Source organism: Nocardiopsis alkaliphila YIM 80379, from assembly GCF_000341005.1.
In the GTDB taxonomy this organism is placed as follows: Bacteria; Actinomycetota; Actinomycetes; order Streptosporangiales; family Streptosporangiaceae; genus Nocardiopsis; species Nocardiopsis alkaliphila.
Map to the genome: position 1 here is coordinate 1 of NZ_ANBD01000076.1, position 14,098 is coordinate 14,098.

Annotated in this window: 10 protein-coding genes; all 10 read left to right on the forward strand. The window is 66.4% G+C overall.

The features are described 5' to 3' along the window. The coding region (locus D472_RS25345) for a PTS transporter subunit EIIC (protein WP_033303636.1) at positions 1–1,279 on the forward strand (1,279 nt) is incomplete at its 5' end. A 146-nt stretch (positions 1,280–1,425) separates the two neighbouring features. Continuing rightward, entirely contained in the window at positions 1,426–1,662 is a 237-nt protein-coding gene (locus D472_RS0111575) for a glucose PTS transporter subunit EIIB (protein ID WP_017604645.1), read from the forward strand. A 95-nt stretch (positions 1,663–1,757) separates the two neighbouring features. After that, on the forward strand, positions 1,758–2,267 hold the full coding sequence (locus tag D472_RS0111580; RefSeq protein WP_017604646.1) for a PTS sugar transporter subunit IIA: 510 nt from the start codon (positions 1,758–1,760) through the stop codon (positions 2,265–2,267). A gap of 103 nt (positions 2,268–2,370) precedes the next feature. After that, positions 2,371–4,044, forward strand: coding sequence for a glycoside hydrolase family 3 protein (locus D472_RS0111585; protein ID WP_017604647.1), 1,674 nt, complete (start codon positions 2,371–2,373; stop codon positions 4,042–4,044). 126 nt (positions 4,045–4,170) lie between these two features. Further along, positions 4,171–4,821: an HAD family hydrolase gene (locus tag D472_RS0111590; protein ID WP_017604648.1), complete on the forward strand. Its 651-nt coding sequence runs from the start codon at positions 4,171–4,173 to the stop codon at positions 4,819–4,821. An 80-nt stretch (positions 4,822–4,901) separates the two neighbouring features. Next, positions 4,902–5,360: a DUF6912 family protein gene (locus tag D472_RS0111595; RefSeq protein WP_017604649.1), complete on the forward strand. Its 459-nt coding sequence runs from the start codon at positions 4,902–4,904 to the stop codon at positions 5,358–5,360. A gap of 120 nt (positions 5,361–5,480) precedes the next feature. After that, positions 5,481–6,173, forward strand: coding sequence for an HAD family hydrolase (locus D472_RS0111600; protein ID WP_017604650.1), 693 nt, complete (start codon positions 5,481–5,483; stop codon positions 6,171–6,173). A gap of 610 nt (positions 6,174–6,783) precedes the next feature. Next, complete coding sequence (locus tag D472_RS0111605) at positions 6,784–11,658, forward strand: NAD-glutamate dehydrogenase (protein ID WP_017604651.1); 4,875 nt, start codon at positions 6,784–6,786, stop codon at positions 11,656–11,658. A gap of 276 nt (positions 11,659–11,934) precedes the next feature. Beyond that, entirely contained in the window at positions 11,935–13,047 is a 1,113-nt protein-coding gene (gene prfB / locus D472_RS0111615; protein WP_026117599.1) for a peptide chain release factor 2, read from the forward strand. Positions 13,048–13,402: 355 nt separating this feature from the next. Next, positions 13,403–14,092: a cell division ATP-binding protein FtsE gene (ftsE, locus tag D472_RS0111620; protein WP_017604654.1), complete on the forward strand. Its 690-nt coding sequence runs from the start codon at positions 13,403–13,405 to the stop codon at positions 14,090–14,092. The last annotated feature ends 6 nt before the right edge of the window (positions 14,093–14,098 follow it).

Consider the following 14,098-nt stretch of genomic DNA (forward strand, 5'->3'; position numbering starts at 1 on the left):
GCCGGGCATGGCCTGGATGGACCCAGTCTCCGGTGCCGTGGGCACCGCGGGCGAGGCGATCTTCCAGGCGCTTCCGCTGCTCTTCGCCATCGGAGTGGCCATCGGCTTCGCCCGGCGGGCCGACGGCTCCACCGCCTTGGCGGCGGTCGTCGGCTACCTGGTCTTCGACCGGGTCGCCACCTGGACGATGGCCACCTTCGATGGCCCCCAGGGTGATCTGGGCTCCCAGGTCACCGCCTATCCGTTGGCGGTCGATCCGGTGACCCGCGAACCGCTCACCGACCCCGAGTCGGTCAACGCGGTCGCCCCGGTCATCGACCACGCGGTCAAGAATCCAACCGACGTGCTCGGTGGTATCGCCATGGGTCTGCTCGCCGCCGTGCTGTGGCAGCGCTACCACCGCATCGAACTGCCCACCTGGCTGGGGTTCTTCGGCGGTCGACGCTTCGTGCCGATCGTCACCGCGGTGGTCGGCCTGCTCATGGGTGTGGCCCAGGGCCTGATCTGGCCGATCGTCGGTATGTGGATCCAGAACCTGGGAGAGGCCATCATCGGCGCGGGCGCGCTGGGCGCCGGGGTCTATGGGGTCGTCAACCGCGTCCTGTTGCCCATGGGCCTGCACCACGTGGTGAACTCGTTCATCTGGTTCGTTTCCGGCAGCCACACGGCGGAGGACGGAAGCGTCACGCACGGAGAGATCACCCGCTACTTCGCGGGTGACCCGGACGCCGGCGGCATGTTGTCCGGTTTCTTCCCGGTTTTGATGTTCGGCCTGCCCGGGGCGGCCCTGGCGATGTGGTTGGCGGCCTCTCCGGCGCGCCGAGCCCAGATCGGTTCGATCATGATCCCGGCCGCGTTGACCGCTTTCGCCACGGGCATCACCGAGCCGGTGGAGTTCGCGTTCATCTTCGTGGCCCCGCTGCTGTTCGGTGTGCACATCGTGCTCACCGGTGTCTCCATGGCCGTACTGAACGCTCTCGACGTGCAGTTGGGCTTCGGCTTCTCGGCCGGTCTGATCGACCTGTTGCTCAACGCCACCAAGGACAACACCCAAGGGTTGGGGATCCTGCTCCTCTTCGGCCTGTTGTACTTCGTGGTCTACTTCGGGATCTTCTACCTGCTCATCACCAGGTTGAACATCCCGACCCCGGGTCGAGAGAGCGATCCGGAGGAGAACGTGGCCGCGCACACCACCTCGGCCGCCCACGAGGACGGCACCGGGGACGGGCCACCGGAGGCGAAGAAGGGAAGTGGCGAGGCGCCCGATCGCTCCGACTGATCGGTCGTCCAGGGTGCCCCGAACGGCCTCCGGGGCACCCGTTCGGCGTCGACCCTGGCGTGTGTGGTGCGTCACCTCCTAAGCTCGGCTCAGATTCGTGAGCGTGCCTGTGTGAGGCACGCCAGACTCGAGGGCTCGGAGGGTTCATGGCGGACAAGGCTGAGGCGATCGTCGCGGGACTGGGCGGCGCGGCCAACATCGAGGACATCGAAGCCTGCATCACCCGGCTGCGCACGGAAGTGGCCGATCCCGGCCTGGTTCAGGAGAAGGCCCTTCGGGCGGCGGGCGCCCACGGTGTACTGGTCTCCGGACGAGTCGTCCAGGTCGTGGTCGGACCGGAGGCGGACAGTCTCACCGACGACATCCAGGACCTGCTGGAGTGATGAGGGGAGCCGGGCGGAAGGAGAAACCGGGCCTTTCGCCCCTTTTGGTCGACGTGAACCCGGATTAACTCCTGCCCGGAGGGAAGATCTCCCACATGCCAGATGCCAACGGTGCGCTACGCGTACTCTCCCCTGTCACCGGAACGGCCATGTCCCTGGACTCCGTGCCAGATCCGGTGTTCTCCCAGGGCATGGTCGGCCCCGGACTGGCCGTTCACCCCGAACCCGGTCAGGAGGGCGGCCAGGAGGCCCGACAGGAGGCGGTCGCCCCCATCTCCGGGACCCTGGTCAAGCTCCACCCCCACGCATACGTGGTGATGGCACCCGACAATCGGCGTGGTGTCCTCGTCCACCTGGGCATCGACACCGTCCAACTCGCGGGGGAGGGGTTCACCCTTCTCGTCGAAGAAGGCGCCGAGGTCGTCGCGGGCACTCCCTTGATCGACTGGTCGCCGGGGATGGTCGCCTCCCTCGGTAGACCCTCCGTGGTGCCGGTGGTGGCTCTGGACACCACCCCCGAGGCCCTGAGCGGACACACACGGGGCGCGGTCGATACCGGTGATGAACTCTTCGTGTGGAATCCGGACGTGACCGGGCTTCCCTGAGCCCGAAACCGAGCGGGGTGTTTCCTTCGTAGTGAACCCGCCTGACCTCGGGGCGGGATAGTCTCCGGACGCACCCAGTGTCCCGCCGGAAGACGAAGCCCACATGAAACCGCACGCCCTGGTCCCGGTCTGCGCAGGCATGGCCCTGCTGATCGCCGCATGCAATACGTCCCCCGAGGAGGTGGACACTTCGCCTGGAGAAGACGAACGGACACCGGGCGCCTCGGCCGAGCCCTTCGAACCGGTCCTGGCCCCACGCCTGCTGGCCGAGATGGACCTGGACGACAAGATCGGTCAACTCCTCGTACTCACCGCCCAGGGTACGGTGGCCGCCGACAACGCCTCGTTGATCGAGGCCCACCGCCCTGGCGGACTCATCTACTTCGACGCCAATCTCGACGACGCCGAGCAGATCGCCGAGTTGTCGTCGGGGGTCCAGGACCTGGCCTCGGAGCAGGGTCAAGGGGTCCCCCTGTTCCTCGGCATCGACCAGGAACAGGGCCGGGTCGTGCGGATGCCGGTGGGGACACACTTCCCCGACGCCATGGCGGTCGGCGCCACCGGTGACACCGACCTGGCCGCATTGCGCGCCGCCACCACCGCCGCCGAACTGACCTCGGTGGGTATCAACCTGAACTACGCGCCCGACGCCGACGTCAACACCGACCCGAACAACCCGGTGATCGGGATCCGTTCCTTCGGTTCGGACCCTGAACGGGTGTCGGAGATGGTGCTGGCCGAGGCCGCCGCCTACTCCGAGAACGGTGTGGTGCCGGTGGCCAAGCACTTCCCCGGACACGGGGACACCGACGTGGACAGCCACACCGGCCTGCCCGTCATCGACCTGGACCGGCGGACGTGGGAGGCCGAACACCTACCGCCCTTCCGAGCCGCGGTCGAAGCGGGTGTGGACTCGATCATGACCGCGCACGTGCTCATGCCGGGGCTGGACGATGACGCGGACCCGGATCCGGCCACGCTCTCCCCGGCGATCATCGATGGCATCCTTCGTGGGGAACTCGGTTACGACGGGGTGGTCACCACCGACGCCCTCAACATGGAGGGCGTGCGTCAACGCCACTCCGATGGAGAGATCGCCGTCCGAGTGATCGAAGCGGGCGTGGACCAGCTCCTCATGCCACCGGACCCGGCCGGTGCGGTATCCGCCATCCGAGAGGCGGTCGAAAGCGGACGAATCGATGAGGAACGCATCGACGAGTCGGTACTCAGGGTACTGACGCTCAAGGAGAAGCGGGGCATCCTGGAACGCGAGGGCATCGACCCGGCGGCGGCCGCTCAGACCATGGACGACCCCGAGCACGCCGAAGCCGCCCAACGGGTGGCCGACGCCTCGGTCACCCTCGTGCGCAATGAGAACGGCCTCCTGCCACTCGACGAGGGCACGAACGTGCGTGTGGTCGGGGTGGGCTCCGAAAGCCTGGCCCGGGCCCTGACCGACGTCGGCCTGAACGTGGTGGACAGCGGGGAGGACGTGCTCGTGGTGGGCACGGAGGATGCTCGTGGTTCCACCGAACAGCAGGCCCTGGTCGCCGGTGGCCGGAGCGCGGGCACCCCGGTAGTGGCGGTCGCCCAGGGCGGCCCTTACGACCTGGAAGCGTTCCCGGAGGTCGAGGGCTACCTCGCCCTGTATTCCGCCGTGGAGGTCTCTCGTGTGGCGGCGGCCAGGGTGATCTCCGGGCAGGTGGAGCCTTCCGGAACCCTGCCGGTGGACATTCCCGGGGTCGACGTGAGCGCCGGAACCGGTCTGGGCTACTGATGGTGCGCGCGTCCGGCGAAGATTGAGGCGGGCGGGGAATGGGAAGAACCGTTCCCCGCCCGGCCCGTCGGATCACCGACGGGCCGGGCGGTGGTCCCCATGGCGATCACCGAAGGAGGCGATCGAATGAAGCCCACTCGACGAGGGGTCATCTCCGACTGGGGCGGCGTGCTCACTCCGCCGCTGGTCGACGGTATCCAGGCCTGGCTCCAAGCCGATCGGATCGACATCGAGCACTACTACGAGGTCATGCGGCCCTACTTCGATGGCAGCCTGCCCGACAACCCCGTACACGCCCTGGAACGCGGTGAGGTCGACACCGCCGAGTTCGAGCGTGACCTGGCCGCTCTGTTGCGTTCCACCCACGGAGGTCCGATCCGAGCCGAAGGGCTCATCCAGCGCATGTTCGCGAGCTTCGAGCCGGTCCACGGCATGTACGAGACCCTGCGCGCGGCGAGGAACGCCGGACACGCCACGGCGCTGCTGTCCAACTCCTGGGGCAACGGCTACCCGCGCGAGCACCTGGAGTCCACCTTCGACACCCTGGTCATCTCCGGTGAAGTGGGTATGCGCAAACCCGAGGAACGCATCTACCTGTACACCTGTCGGAGCCTGGGCCTGGACCCCGAGGACTGCGTGTTCATCGACGACCTCGAACACAACGTCGCCACCGCCGAATCCCTCGGCATGTCCGGTATCCTGCACACCGACGTCGACAGCACCAGGGAGGCGCTCTCCCTCTTGCTGGCCCCCTCCGACGAACGTCAACCGGCCTGACCTCCATCGAGGCTCGGGTCCGGTCGCCTCGGGTCCTTTGCCAGACTCCTAGGGAACCCGACCGTGCCTTGGAGCCTTCGATGTACGTCTTCTTGCCCAGTACCGTTCCCGCCCTGGCGGCCCTCCTGGAGGAGGGCCGCGTGGAGGGTACTCCCCTGACCGCCTTCGTGGCCGACCCGGGGGTCGAGGGGGACTCCGAGGAGGCCGAGTACGCGGCCATGTACGCGGCGGCGGAGGAGTCGCTGCGGATGCTGGCGGCGGACCCCGAGGCGCCCCGCCGTCGTGTGGTCCTGGCCGCGGAGATGCCCGACCGGATCATCGAGCACCGGGCCCACCAAGGCGAAGGCGTGGCCCGGGTGAGCGTTCTGGGGGCCATTCCCTACAAGAAGCTCAAATCGGTCCACGTGGACGACGTCGACGCCGCGGAGGACGTCGCCGAGGCGGTCGAGGACCCCGCTTCCGAGGCGGTGGAGGGGCACGAACTCATGTGGTTCGCGGTCCAGGAACTGCGTTACCTCGTCGAGGAGGCCCGCCGTTGACGTACGGCCGCCGAGGGCTTGGCCGGCTTCGGACTCCATTTCCCGCTTCAAACGCCCATCCGGCACAATGGAGACGTCCCAAAAGCCGCTAACGCCGAGGAGTCAGCCATCAGCCGCCTGGTGCTATGGAACGTCGACCTCACCCTCCTCGACGTCGGTCAGGTCATGCGGGCCGCCTACGCCGAGGCCTTCGAGAAGGTCACCGGTGAACCGCTGGTCTACCTGACGTCCGCAGCGGGGCGCACTGACTCGGAGATGTTCTTCGAGTTCTGCGCTCGCAACTACGTCGACTTCGAAGCGGACACCGACACCCTGGCCGAGTTCCTGGCCGCCCTGGAGAAGGCCTTCGTGGCTCGGAGCGATCAGTTGCCCGCCAAGGGGAGGCTCATGTCCGGCGCCGCCGCCTCGCTGGCCGCGGTGGCCTCCATGCCGGGTACCGTCCAGACCGTGGTCAGCGGTAGCACCCGTGCCACCGCCACCGCCAAGCTGGTGGCCTTCGGACTGGATACGCACCTCAACCTGGCCGTGGGCGGGTTCGGCTCGGTGAACTACCCCAAGGCGAGCCTGATCCAGTCGATCCGACTACATGCTGCGGGGGAGGGTGGCCGGGCCTACGCCGAGCAGGAGACGGTGTTCATCTCCAGCTCGGTTCCGGACGTGCGTGCCGCCCTGATCGGTGGGGCGACCCCGATCGCGGTGCTCAACGACTCGGCCACCGAGGGCCAACTCCGTGACGCGGGGGCGCGGATCGTTCTTCCGGACCTGAGCGACCCCAGGGCCGTGATGACCGCCGTCCACCAGGCGACCGACTGAGCGGGGCGTGACGCCGGGCACTCGATGCCCTCGCCTTGTTCGCCACAGACCCCCGACAGACGCTTATGACGAGGCCCTCGCGGGTAGCCGATGGTTCGACCGCAGTCCGCATCGTGCTGCGGAAGATGGGTCTACCGTCTTGGTAACCATCAACCCGAACGCCCAAAAGGTAACTTCTCGATAGCGAAAGTGAGTTTCGTCGACGAGAGGGTCGTGTTCCCGTGCGTCTGGTAGCGGACCGTCGCAATCCGTTCTCAACGGTGGGTAATCACCTTGTAACGGTGTTGGTCCTGTCTCTGAACGCGAAAACCAGTAGCCTGGTCGCGACTCCCACTGCGGTGGGGGCCGGGGCGTCCCGTGCGCGGGTGCCTTCGAGGTGGGAACAAAGGAGTTCCACGGCCTCGCTTCATGTCACCTGTGCGCACAGGTACAACCCGACCATCGCCAATCGTGAGTCCCTTGCGGCCCAAGGGCTTCACGGGAAATCACAACCCAGCACAGAAGTTCACGAGTCAGACGAGTCCATCGGCCCACCCGTCGACACGTCACATGACCGGGTGTTCTTCGAAGCGCTCGTGCGACGTTGCTCACAAAGGAGTGAGAGATCCCTATGTCCGGGCAGTCCGACGTCATTCTCCAGAAGCTGCTCAATGACGCAGCCTCCCGGTGGAATCCCGGGACGCGGTTGAGTCCCGAATCCGCCGACGCGATTCGCGGCTTCCTCCCCCTCTACTACCGCCACACGGACCCAGAAGAGATCAGCGACCGCAGCCCAGAACAGATCTGCGGCATCGCAGAGGCGCACCGTTCCTTCGGTGCCGAGCGGACTCCGGGCCGGGCCAAGGTTCGGGTCCACACCCCCGACCTCGAACGGGACGGCTGGGAACAACAGACCAGCATCGTCGAGATCGTCACCGACAACGCACCCTTCCTGGTCTCGTCCGTGACCATGGCCCTGGCCGACCTCCACGCCGGGGTGCGACTCGTCATCCACCCGCAGATGAGCGTAGGACGTGACCTGTCGGGACGGCTGACCGAGATCGACCCGGAGATCGGGGGCGATGGCCTGCTGCCGCTCGACGAGTCATGGATGCACATCGAGATCGACCGACAGAGCGACCCCGAGCGGGTCAAGGAGATCACCCACCGCTTGGAGACGGTCCTCGGCGACGTCCGTCAGGTGCACGAGGACTCGGCCAAGATGAGCGAGCAGGTCCTCAGGATCGCCAAGGACCTCTCCACCCACACCGACCACGTGGTCTCCGGTGGTGTCGACCCCCGCGAGCTCGGTGAGAGCGTGGACTTCTTGGGCTGGATCGCCGATCGCCACTTCACCTTCATGGGGTATCGCGAGTACGCCCTGACCACCGACGCCGACGGCAACGACACCCTGCGTCCCGAGCCCGGTACCGGCCTGGGCATCCTGCGCATGGACTCCTCCGCCTCCACCAGTTTCGCGGCGTTGCCCCCGGAGATCCGTGCCAAGGCCCGAGAGCCCTACGTCTTGGTGCTCACCAAGGCCAACTCTCGATCCACCGTCCACCGCCCCGAGTACCTGGACTACATCGGCGTCAAGAAGTTCGACGCCCAGGGCAACATCGTCGGCGAACGCCGTTTCCTCGGCCTGTTCACTTCCCGGGCCGGCACCACCAGCATCGGTGAGGTGCCCATCTTGCGCCGCAAGCAGGCCGACGTGCTCGCCCAAGCGGGTTTCGAAGCAGACAGCTACGATGGCAAGGACCTCATCGAACTCTTGGAGACCTTCCCCCGAGAAGAACTCCTCCAAATCCCCGTCGGTGAGCTCTACGGCATCGTCCGCGGGGTCCTGCGCCTGCGCGAACGCCGCGGCACCAAACTGTTCATGCGCCGGGACCCCTACGGGGGCCGCTACATGTCCTGCTTCGTGTACATGCCGCGCGATCAGTACAGCACCCGGGTGCGTCTGGACATCCAGAAGGTTCTCGCCGACGCCTTCCAGGACGCCACGATGGACCACAACGTGCTGATCGGCGCCGCCCCGTTGGCACGCCTGTACCTGGTCGCCCGAGCCCGGCACGGACAGACCCTGCCCGACATCGACCAGGTCGCCCTGGAGGAGAAGGTCCGCCAGGTCGCCCGCTCCTGGGACCTGGACTTCGACGACGCGCTCGTGGAGGAGTTCGGTCCCACCCGTGCCACCACGCTCAAGGAACGCTACGGTTCCGGCCTCACCGAGACCTACAAGGTCGACAACAGCCCCACCACGGCGGCCAAGGACGTCGCGCGCATCGAAGAGCTGGTGAAGCGCCTCCCGGTCGACGAACGCAGCGGTGAGTTCTCCGCCGCGCTCTACCGGGCCGAGGAGAACCAGGTCTCGGCCTGGCGCTTCCGTCTGGTTCGTCTCGACGAGCCCCTCTCCCTCTCCCAGGTCCTGCCGGTCTTGGAGCACCTCGGCGTCGAGGTGGTGGACGAACGTCCCTACTCCCTCGACATCGAGCACGTGGGCAAGGTCTGGATCTACGACTTCGGCCTGGGTGAGTTCCCCCCGTCCGACCTGCCGCACACCCGTATGAGGTTTCTCTTCGAGGAGGCCTTCGACGCCTCCTGGCGTGGCCGGACCGAGTCCGACCGGATCAACGCCCTGGTGGTCCGGGCCGGCCTCGACTGGCGTCGACTGACCGTCCTGCGCGCCTACGGCAAGTACCTGCGTCAGACCGGGTCCGCCTTCACCCCGGACTACCTGGCCGACGTTCTGGTCACCAATGTCGGGATCACCAACTTGCTGATGGAGCTCTTCGAGGCCCGTTTCGACCCCGACCAGCCCGACGAGGGACGCACCGATCGGGTCGACGCGTTGGCCGACAAGATCGAGACCGAGCTGGAGGGCGTGGCCAGTCTGGACCACGACCGCATCCTGCGCTCGTTCCTCGCCGTCGTCCAGGCCACCTTGCGCACCAACCACTATCAGCACGGCTCCGAAGAGCGGTTGACCTTCAAGCTCAACCCGCAGCGGATCCCGGACCTGCCGCAGCCGCGGCCCCGGTTCGAGATGTACGTCTACTCACCGCGCGTGGAGGGCGTCCACCTGCGCTTCGGTTCCGTCGCCCGCGGTGGCCTGCGCTGGTCCGACCGGTTCGAGGACTTTCGCACCGAGATCCTCGGCCTGGTCAAGGCCCAGATGGTCAAGAACTCCGTCATCGTGCCCAGCGGTGCCAAGGGCGGATTCGTCTGCAAGCGCCTGCCCGCCGAGGGTGGTCGTGAAGAGATGATGGCCGAGGTCGTCTCCTGCTACAAGCAGTTCATCAGTGGCCTGCTGGACGTCACCGACAACCTCGTCGAGAATCGGGTCGTCCACCCCGAACGCACCGTCCTGCACGATGACGACGACTACTACCTGGTCGTGGCGGCCGACAAGGGCACCGCGACCTTCTCCGACATCGCCAACGGCATCTCCGCCGAACGCGACTTCTGGCTCGGCGACGCCTTCGCCAGTGGTGGGTCGGTCGGCTACGACCACAAGGGCATGGGCATCACCGCTCGGGGCGCGTGGGAGTCGGTCAAGTATCACTTCCGTGAGATGGGCGTGAACGTCCAAGAAGAGCCCTTCACCACCGTCGGTATCGGTGACATGTCCGGTGACGTGTTCGGTAACGGGATGCTGTTGTCGAAGCGGATCAAGCTGGTGGCGGCCTTCGACCACCGCCACGTCTTCCTCGACCCGGACCCCGACCCGCAGACCTCCTGGGAGGAGCGTGAGCGCCTGTTCCGACTGCCCCGTAGCACCTGGGAGGACTACTCCGTCGACCTTCTCTCCAAGGGCGGCGGTGTGCACTCGCGCTCGGCGAAGTCGGTCCCGATCAGCCCGCAGGTCCGTGAAGTCCTCGGTATCGACGACGACGTCACCGAACTCACCCCGGACGCACTCATCCGACACGTCCTGACCGCCCCGGTGGACCTGCTCTGGAATGGCGGTATCGGTACCTACGTCAAGGGCAGCGCCCAGAGCCACGCCGAGGTCGGAGACAAGGCCAACGATCAGGTGCGTGTGGACGCCACGGAGTTGCGGGTGAAGGTGATCGGCGAGGGCGGAAATCTGGGCATGACCCAACCCGCCCGCATCGAGTTCGCGCGCAACGGTGGTCGCAACAACGCCGACTTCATCGACAACTCCGCCGGTGTGGACACCTCCGACCACGAGGTCAACATCAAGATCATGCTCGACCGTGAGGTGCGGGCGGGCAAGCTGGGCAAGGACGAACGCGACCGATTGTTCATCGACATGACCGACGAGGTCGCTTCGTTGGTCTTGGACAACAACTACGCCCAGAACACGGTGCTGGCCGCCGCACGCAAGCAGAGCCACGAGATGCTGCACGTCCACGGCCGTTACATGCGTCATCTGGAGCGCAGCAAGCTCCTCAAGCGCAAGTTGGAGGACCTGCCCTCCGACAAGGCGATCGCCGAGCGCCGCGCCGCGGGCAAGGGGCTGACCAGCCCCGAGTTCGCCACACTGCTCTCCTACACCAAGATCAGCCTCAAGGACCAGATCGCGCTATCGGACCTGGCCGAGGACCCCTACCTGTCGTCGGCCCTGATCGACTACTTCCCGACGCCGCTGCGCTCGGAGCGTTTCGCGGACGAGGTGGCCTCACACCCGTTGCGCAGGGAGATCATCGTCAACCAGGTGACCAACCAGATGGTCAACCGGTCCGGGATCACCTACGCGTTCCGTCTCAACGAGGAGTTGGGCTCCGGTGCCGCCGACATCGCCCGCGCCTACCTGGTGACCCAGGAGGTGCTCGGCCTACGAGAGCTGTGGGGGCAGATCGAGGCGCTCGAGCACGAGATCTCCGTGGACAGCCAACTCGTCCTGTTGTTGGAGGCCCGCAAACTCGCCGAGCGTTCCGCGCGCTGGCTGCTGCGCAACCGCACCTTCCCCTTCGACCTCAGCACCGAGATCGGATTCTTCGCGGCCGGGGTGGGTGAGGTGTTGCCACAGCTCGTCGACCTGCTGCACGGTCGGGACCGGGAAGCCTTCGAGGAACGCCGTGATCGGTACGTCTCCCAGGGGGTACCCGCCGAACTCGCCGAACGGGTCGCCGTCATGGTGCCCGCCTACTCCACCCTGGACCTGGTGGAGATCGCCCATCGCACCGGCCGACCGGTGGGCGAGGTGGCCTCGCTCTACTTCGCACTGGCCGATCGATTCAACATCAGCTGGTGGCGGGAGCGGATCATCGACCTGCCCCGTGACGACCGCTGGGCGACCATGGCCCGTTCCGCGTTGCGCGACGACCTGTACGCCGCGCACGCGGACCTGACCGGGCGGGTCCTGGAGTCCGGAGGGAGCGGCTCCGACACCGAGCTCATCGACCGGTGGACCGAGGAGAACGAGGCGGCCGTCGAACGGGCCGGCATCACCCTGTCCGAGATCCAGGAGAACGAGCGCTTCGACCTGGCCACCCTGTCCGTGGCCCTGCGGTCGTTCCGCTCCCTGGTCGACTAGGCGGTGTTCGTTCCCCTCCTTGGCTTGGCTTCGAAGCGTGTTCGGGGGCCTGGGAGCCAGGGAGTCGGGCTGTAGCGAACACGGCGTCCTCGTGTACGCCCGCCGCTCGTTCCTCGTTCGCGGCTTTACTCGTCTNGGTGTTGAAACGAACCCGGCCCGACGGTGCCGGAACGGGCGCCCCGTGGGGCCGAGTGCTGGGCGAGGACGTGGAAGAGGAGGGGCGCACGAAGCATTCCGTGCGCCCCTCGCCCTTTTCCTGGGTCCTACACTGGGTCCGTGGCAGAACTGGACCCAGCAGAGAAGATCAAGGAACTCGCGGCGACCCTGGCGAGTGTGACCGCCGTGTTGGACCTGGAGGCGATGCGGACGCAGATCGCCGAACTGCGCGAGCAGTCCGCCGACCCCGACCTGTGGTCGGACCAGGACAACGCGCAGAAGGTGACGCGTCGGCTCTCAACCCTGGAGTCCATGGTCAACAAGGTCAATGGTATCGAGCAGCGTTTGGAGGACCTCGGAGTCCTCTACGAGCTCGCCGAGGGCGAGGACGACCCCGATACCAGGGCCGAGGCCGACCGTGAGCTCGAACAGCTCCGCAAGGACATCGGTGAACTGGAGGTACGCACCCTCCTCAACGGTCCGCACGACGAGAGCGAGGCCATCGTCACCATCAACTCCCAGGCGGGTGGCGTGGACGCCGCCGACTGGGCTCAGATGTTGCAGCGCATGTACCTGCGCTGGGCCGAGCGCCAGGGCTATCCCACGGAGGTCTACGAAACCTCCTACGCGGAGGAGGCCGGCATCAAGTCGACCTCGTTCGCGGTGAAGGCACCCTTCGCCTACGGCACCCTGCGCGGTGAACACGGCACCCATCGTTTGGTGCGCATCTCGCCGTTCGACAACCAGAACCGGCGCCAGACCTCGTTCGCGGGTGTGGACGTGGTGCCGATGGTGGAGCAGAGCGACCACATCGACATCGATGACAGTGAGCTGCGGGTGGACGTGTACCGCTCCAGCGGCCCCGGTGGCCAGGGCGTGAACACCACCGACTCCGCGGTGCGTATCACCCACCTGCCGACCGGCATCGTGGTGTCCTGTCAGAACGAGCGGTCCCAGTTGCAGAACAAGGCGACCGCGATGTCGATGCTCCAGGCCAAGTTGTTGGCGCGCAAACGCGAGGAGGAGCAGGCGGCCCTGGACGAGATCCGCGGTGACTCGGTGAGCAGTTGGGGCACCCAGATGCGCAACTACGTCCTGCACCCGTACCAGAGCGTCAAGGACGTGCGCACCGGTCTGGAGAGCGGCAATCCCAGCGCTGTGCTCGACGGTGAGATCGAAGCGTTCATCGACGCGGAGATCCGCTGGATGCGCAGCAAGGAGAAAGCCGAGTAGCAGAGAGCCGGCGGGCCCTCATTTCGAGGTGGGGGCGCGTTCGGTGGTGGCCTCTTCACCCCGGGTCGCGAACGTGGGCGATCCCGGGGTGATGTGTCCCAAAGGTGATGCCCACGACTCCGCAGTTTTACCGAAACTGCTATATGTGAACGTTATCGTTGGTTGACACCTCCGATATGCTCGTGGCTGTTGTCCGACGGTGCACTGATCTCCATGGATCTTCTGGGCGCGACAGGACCTGGACAATCCGGGCCGCCGTCCCCTCTAAACTGTCGGTTGGCCATGCGGCCGGTACGATCCCGTGCGGAGTGCCTCCGCCGGGCACCCATACCTTCGAGAGCCTTGTGATGTGCCTGTGATCCACTTCGATAACGTCACCAAGCAGTACCCGACTCAGAAGCGCCCCGCGCTCGACGGTGTTTCCATCGACGTGGACAAGAGCGAGTTCGTCTTCCTGGTCGGCCCGTCCGGTTCTGGAAAGTCGACCTTCCTGCGCTTGGTGCTCAAGGAGGAGAAGCCCGACCAGGGTCGCGTGCACGTCGCCGGCAAGGACCTGGCCAAGCTGTCCAATTGGAAGGTCCCCCACCTTCGCCGTCGTATCGGCTGTGTGTTCCAGGACTTCCGCCTGCTGCCGAACAAGAACGTCTTCGAGAACGTCGCCTTCGCCTTGGAGGTCATCGGTAAGCCCCGGCGGTTCATCAAGAAGGTCGTGCCCGAGGTCGTCGAGCTGGTCGGTCTCGAAGGCAAGGCCGGGCGGATGCCCGGAGAGCTCTCCGGTGGTGAGCAGCAGCGCGTGGCCATCGCTCGCGCCTTCGTCAACCGCCCGCAGATCCTGCTGGCCGACGAACCCACCGGAAACATCGACCCGGCGACCTCCATCGGCATCATGAAGGTGCTGGACCGAATCAACCGCACGGGAACGACCGTCGTCATGGCGACGCACGACGCCGCCATCGTCGACTCGATGCGCAAGCGTGTGATCGAGCTTGAAGAGGGCGTGGTGGTCCGCGACCAGATGAGCGGCGTTTACGGCCAGGCCTACTGACTCCTG

Bases quoted from the DNA above. Each gene is read 5' to 3' on its own strand.
- D472_RS0111575 (WP_017604645.1), top strand. From the start codon at position 1,426: ATGGCGGACAAGGCTGAGGCGATCGTCGCGGGACTGGGCGGCGCGGCC.
- D472_RS0111580 (WP_017604646.1), top strand. From the start codon at position 1,758: ATGCCAGATGCCAACGGTGCGCTACGCGTACTCTCCCCTGTCACCGGA.
- D472_RS0111585 (WP_017604647.1), top strand. From the start codon at position 2,371: ATGAAACCGCACGCCCTGGTCCCGGTCTGCGCAGGCATGGCCCTGCTG.
- D472_RS0111590 (WP_017604648.1), top strand. From the start codon at position 4,171: ATGAAGCCCACTCGACGAGGGGTCATCTCCGACTGGGGCGGCGTGCTC.
- D472_RS0111595 (WP_017604649.1), top strand. From the start codon at position 4,902: ATGTACGTCTTCTTGCCCAGTACCGTTCCCGCCCTGGCGGCCCTCCTG.
- D472_RS0111605 (WP_017604651.1), top strand. From the start codon at position 6,784: ATGTCCGGGCAGTCCGACGTCATTCTCCAGAAGCTGCTCAATGACGCA.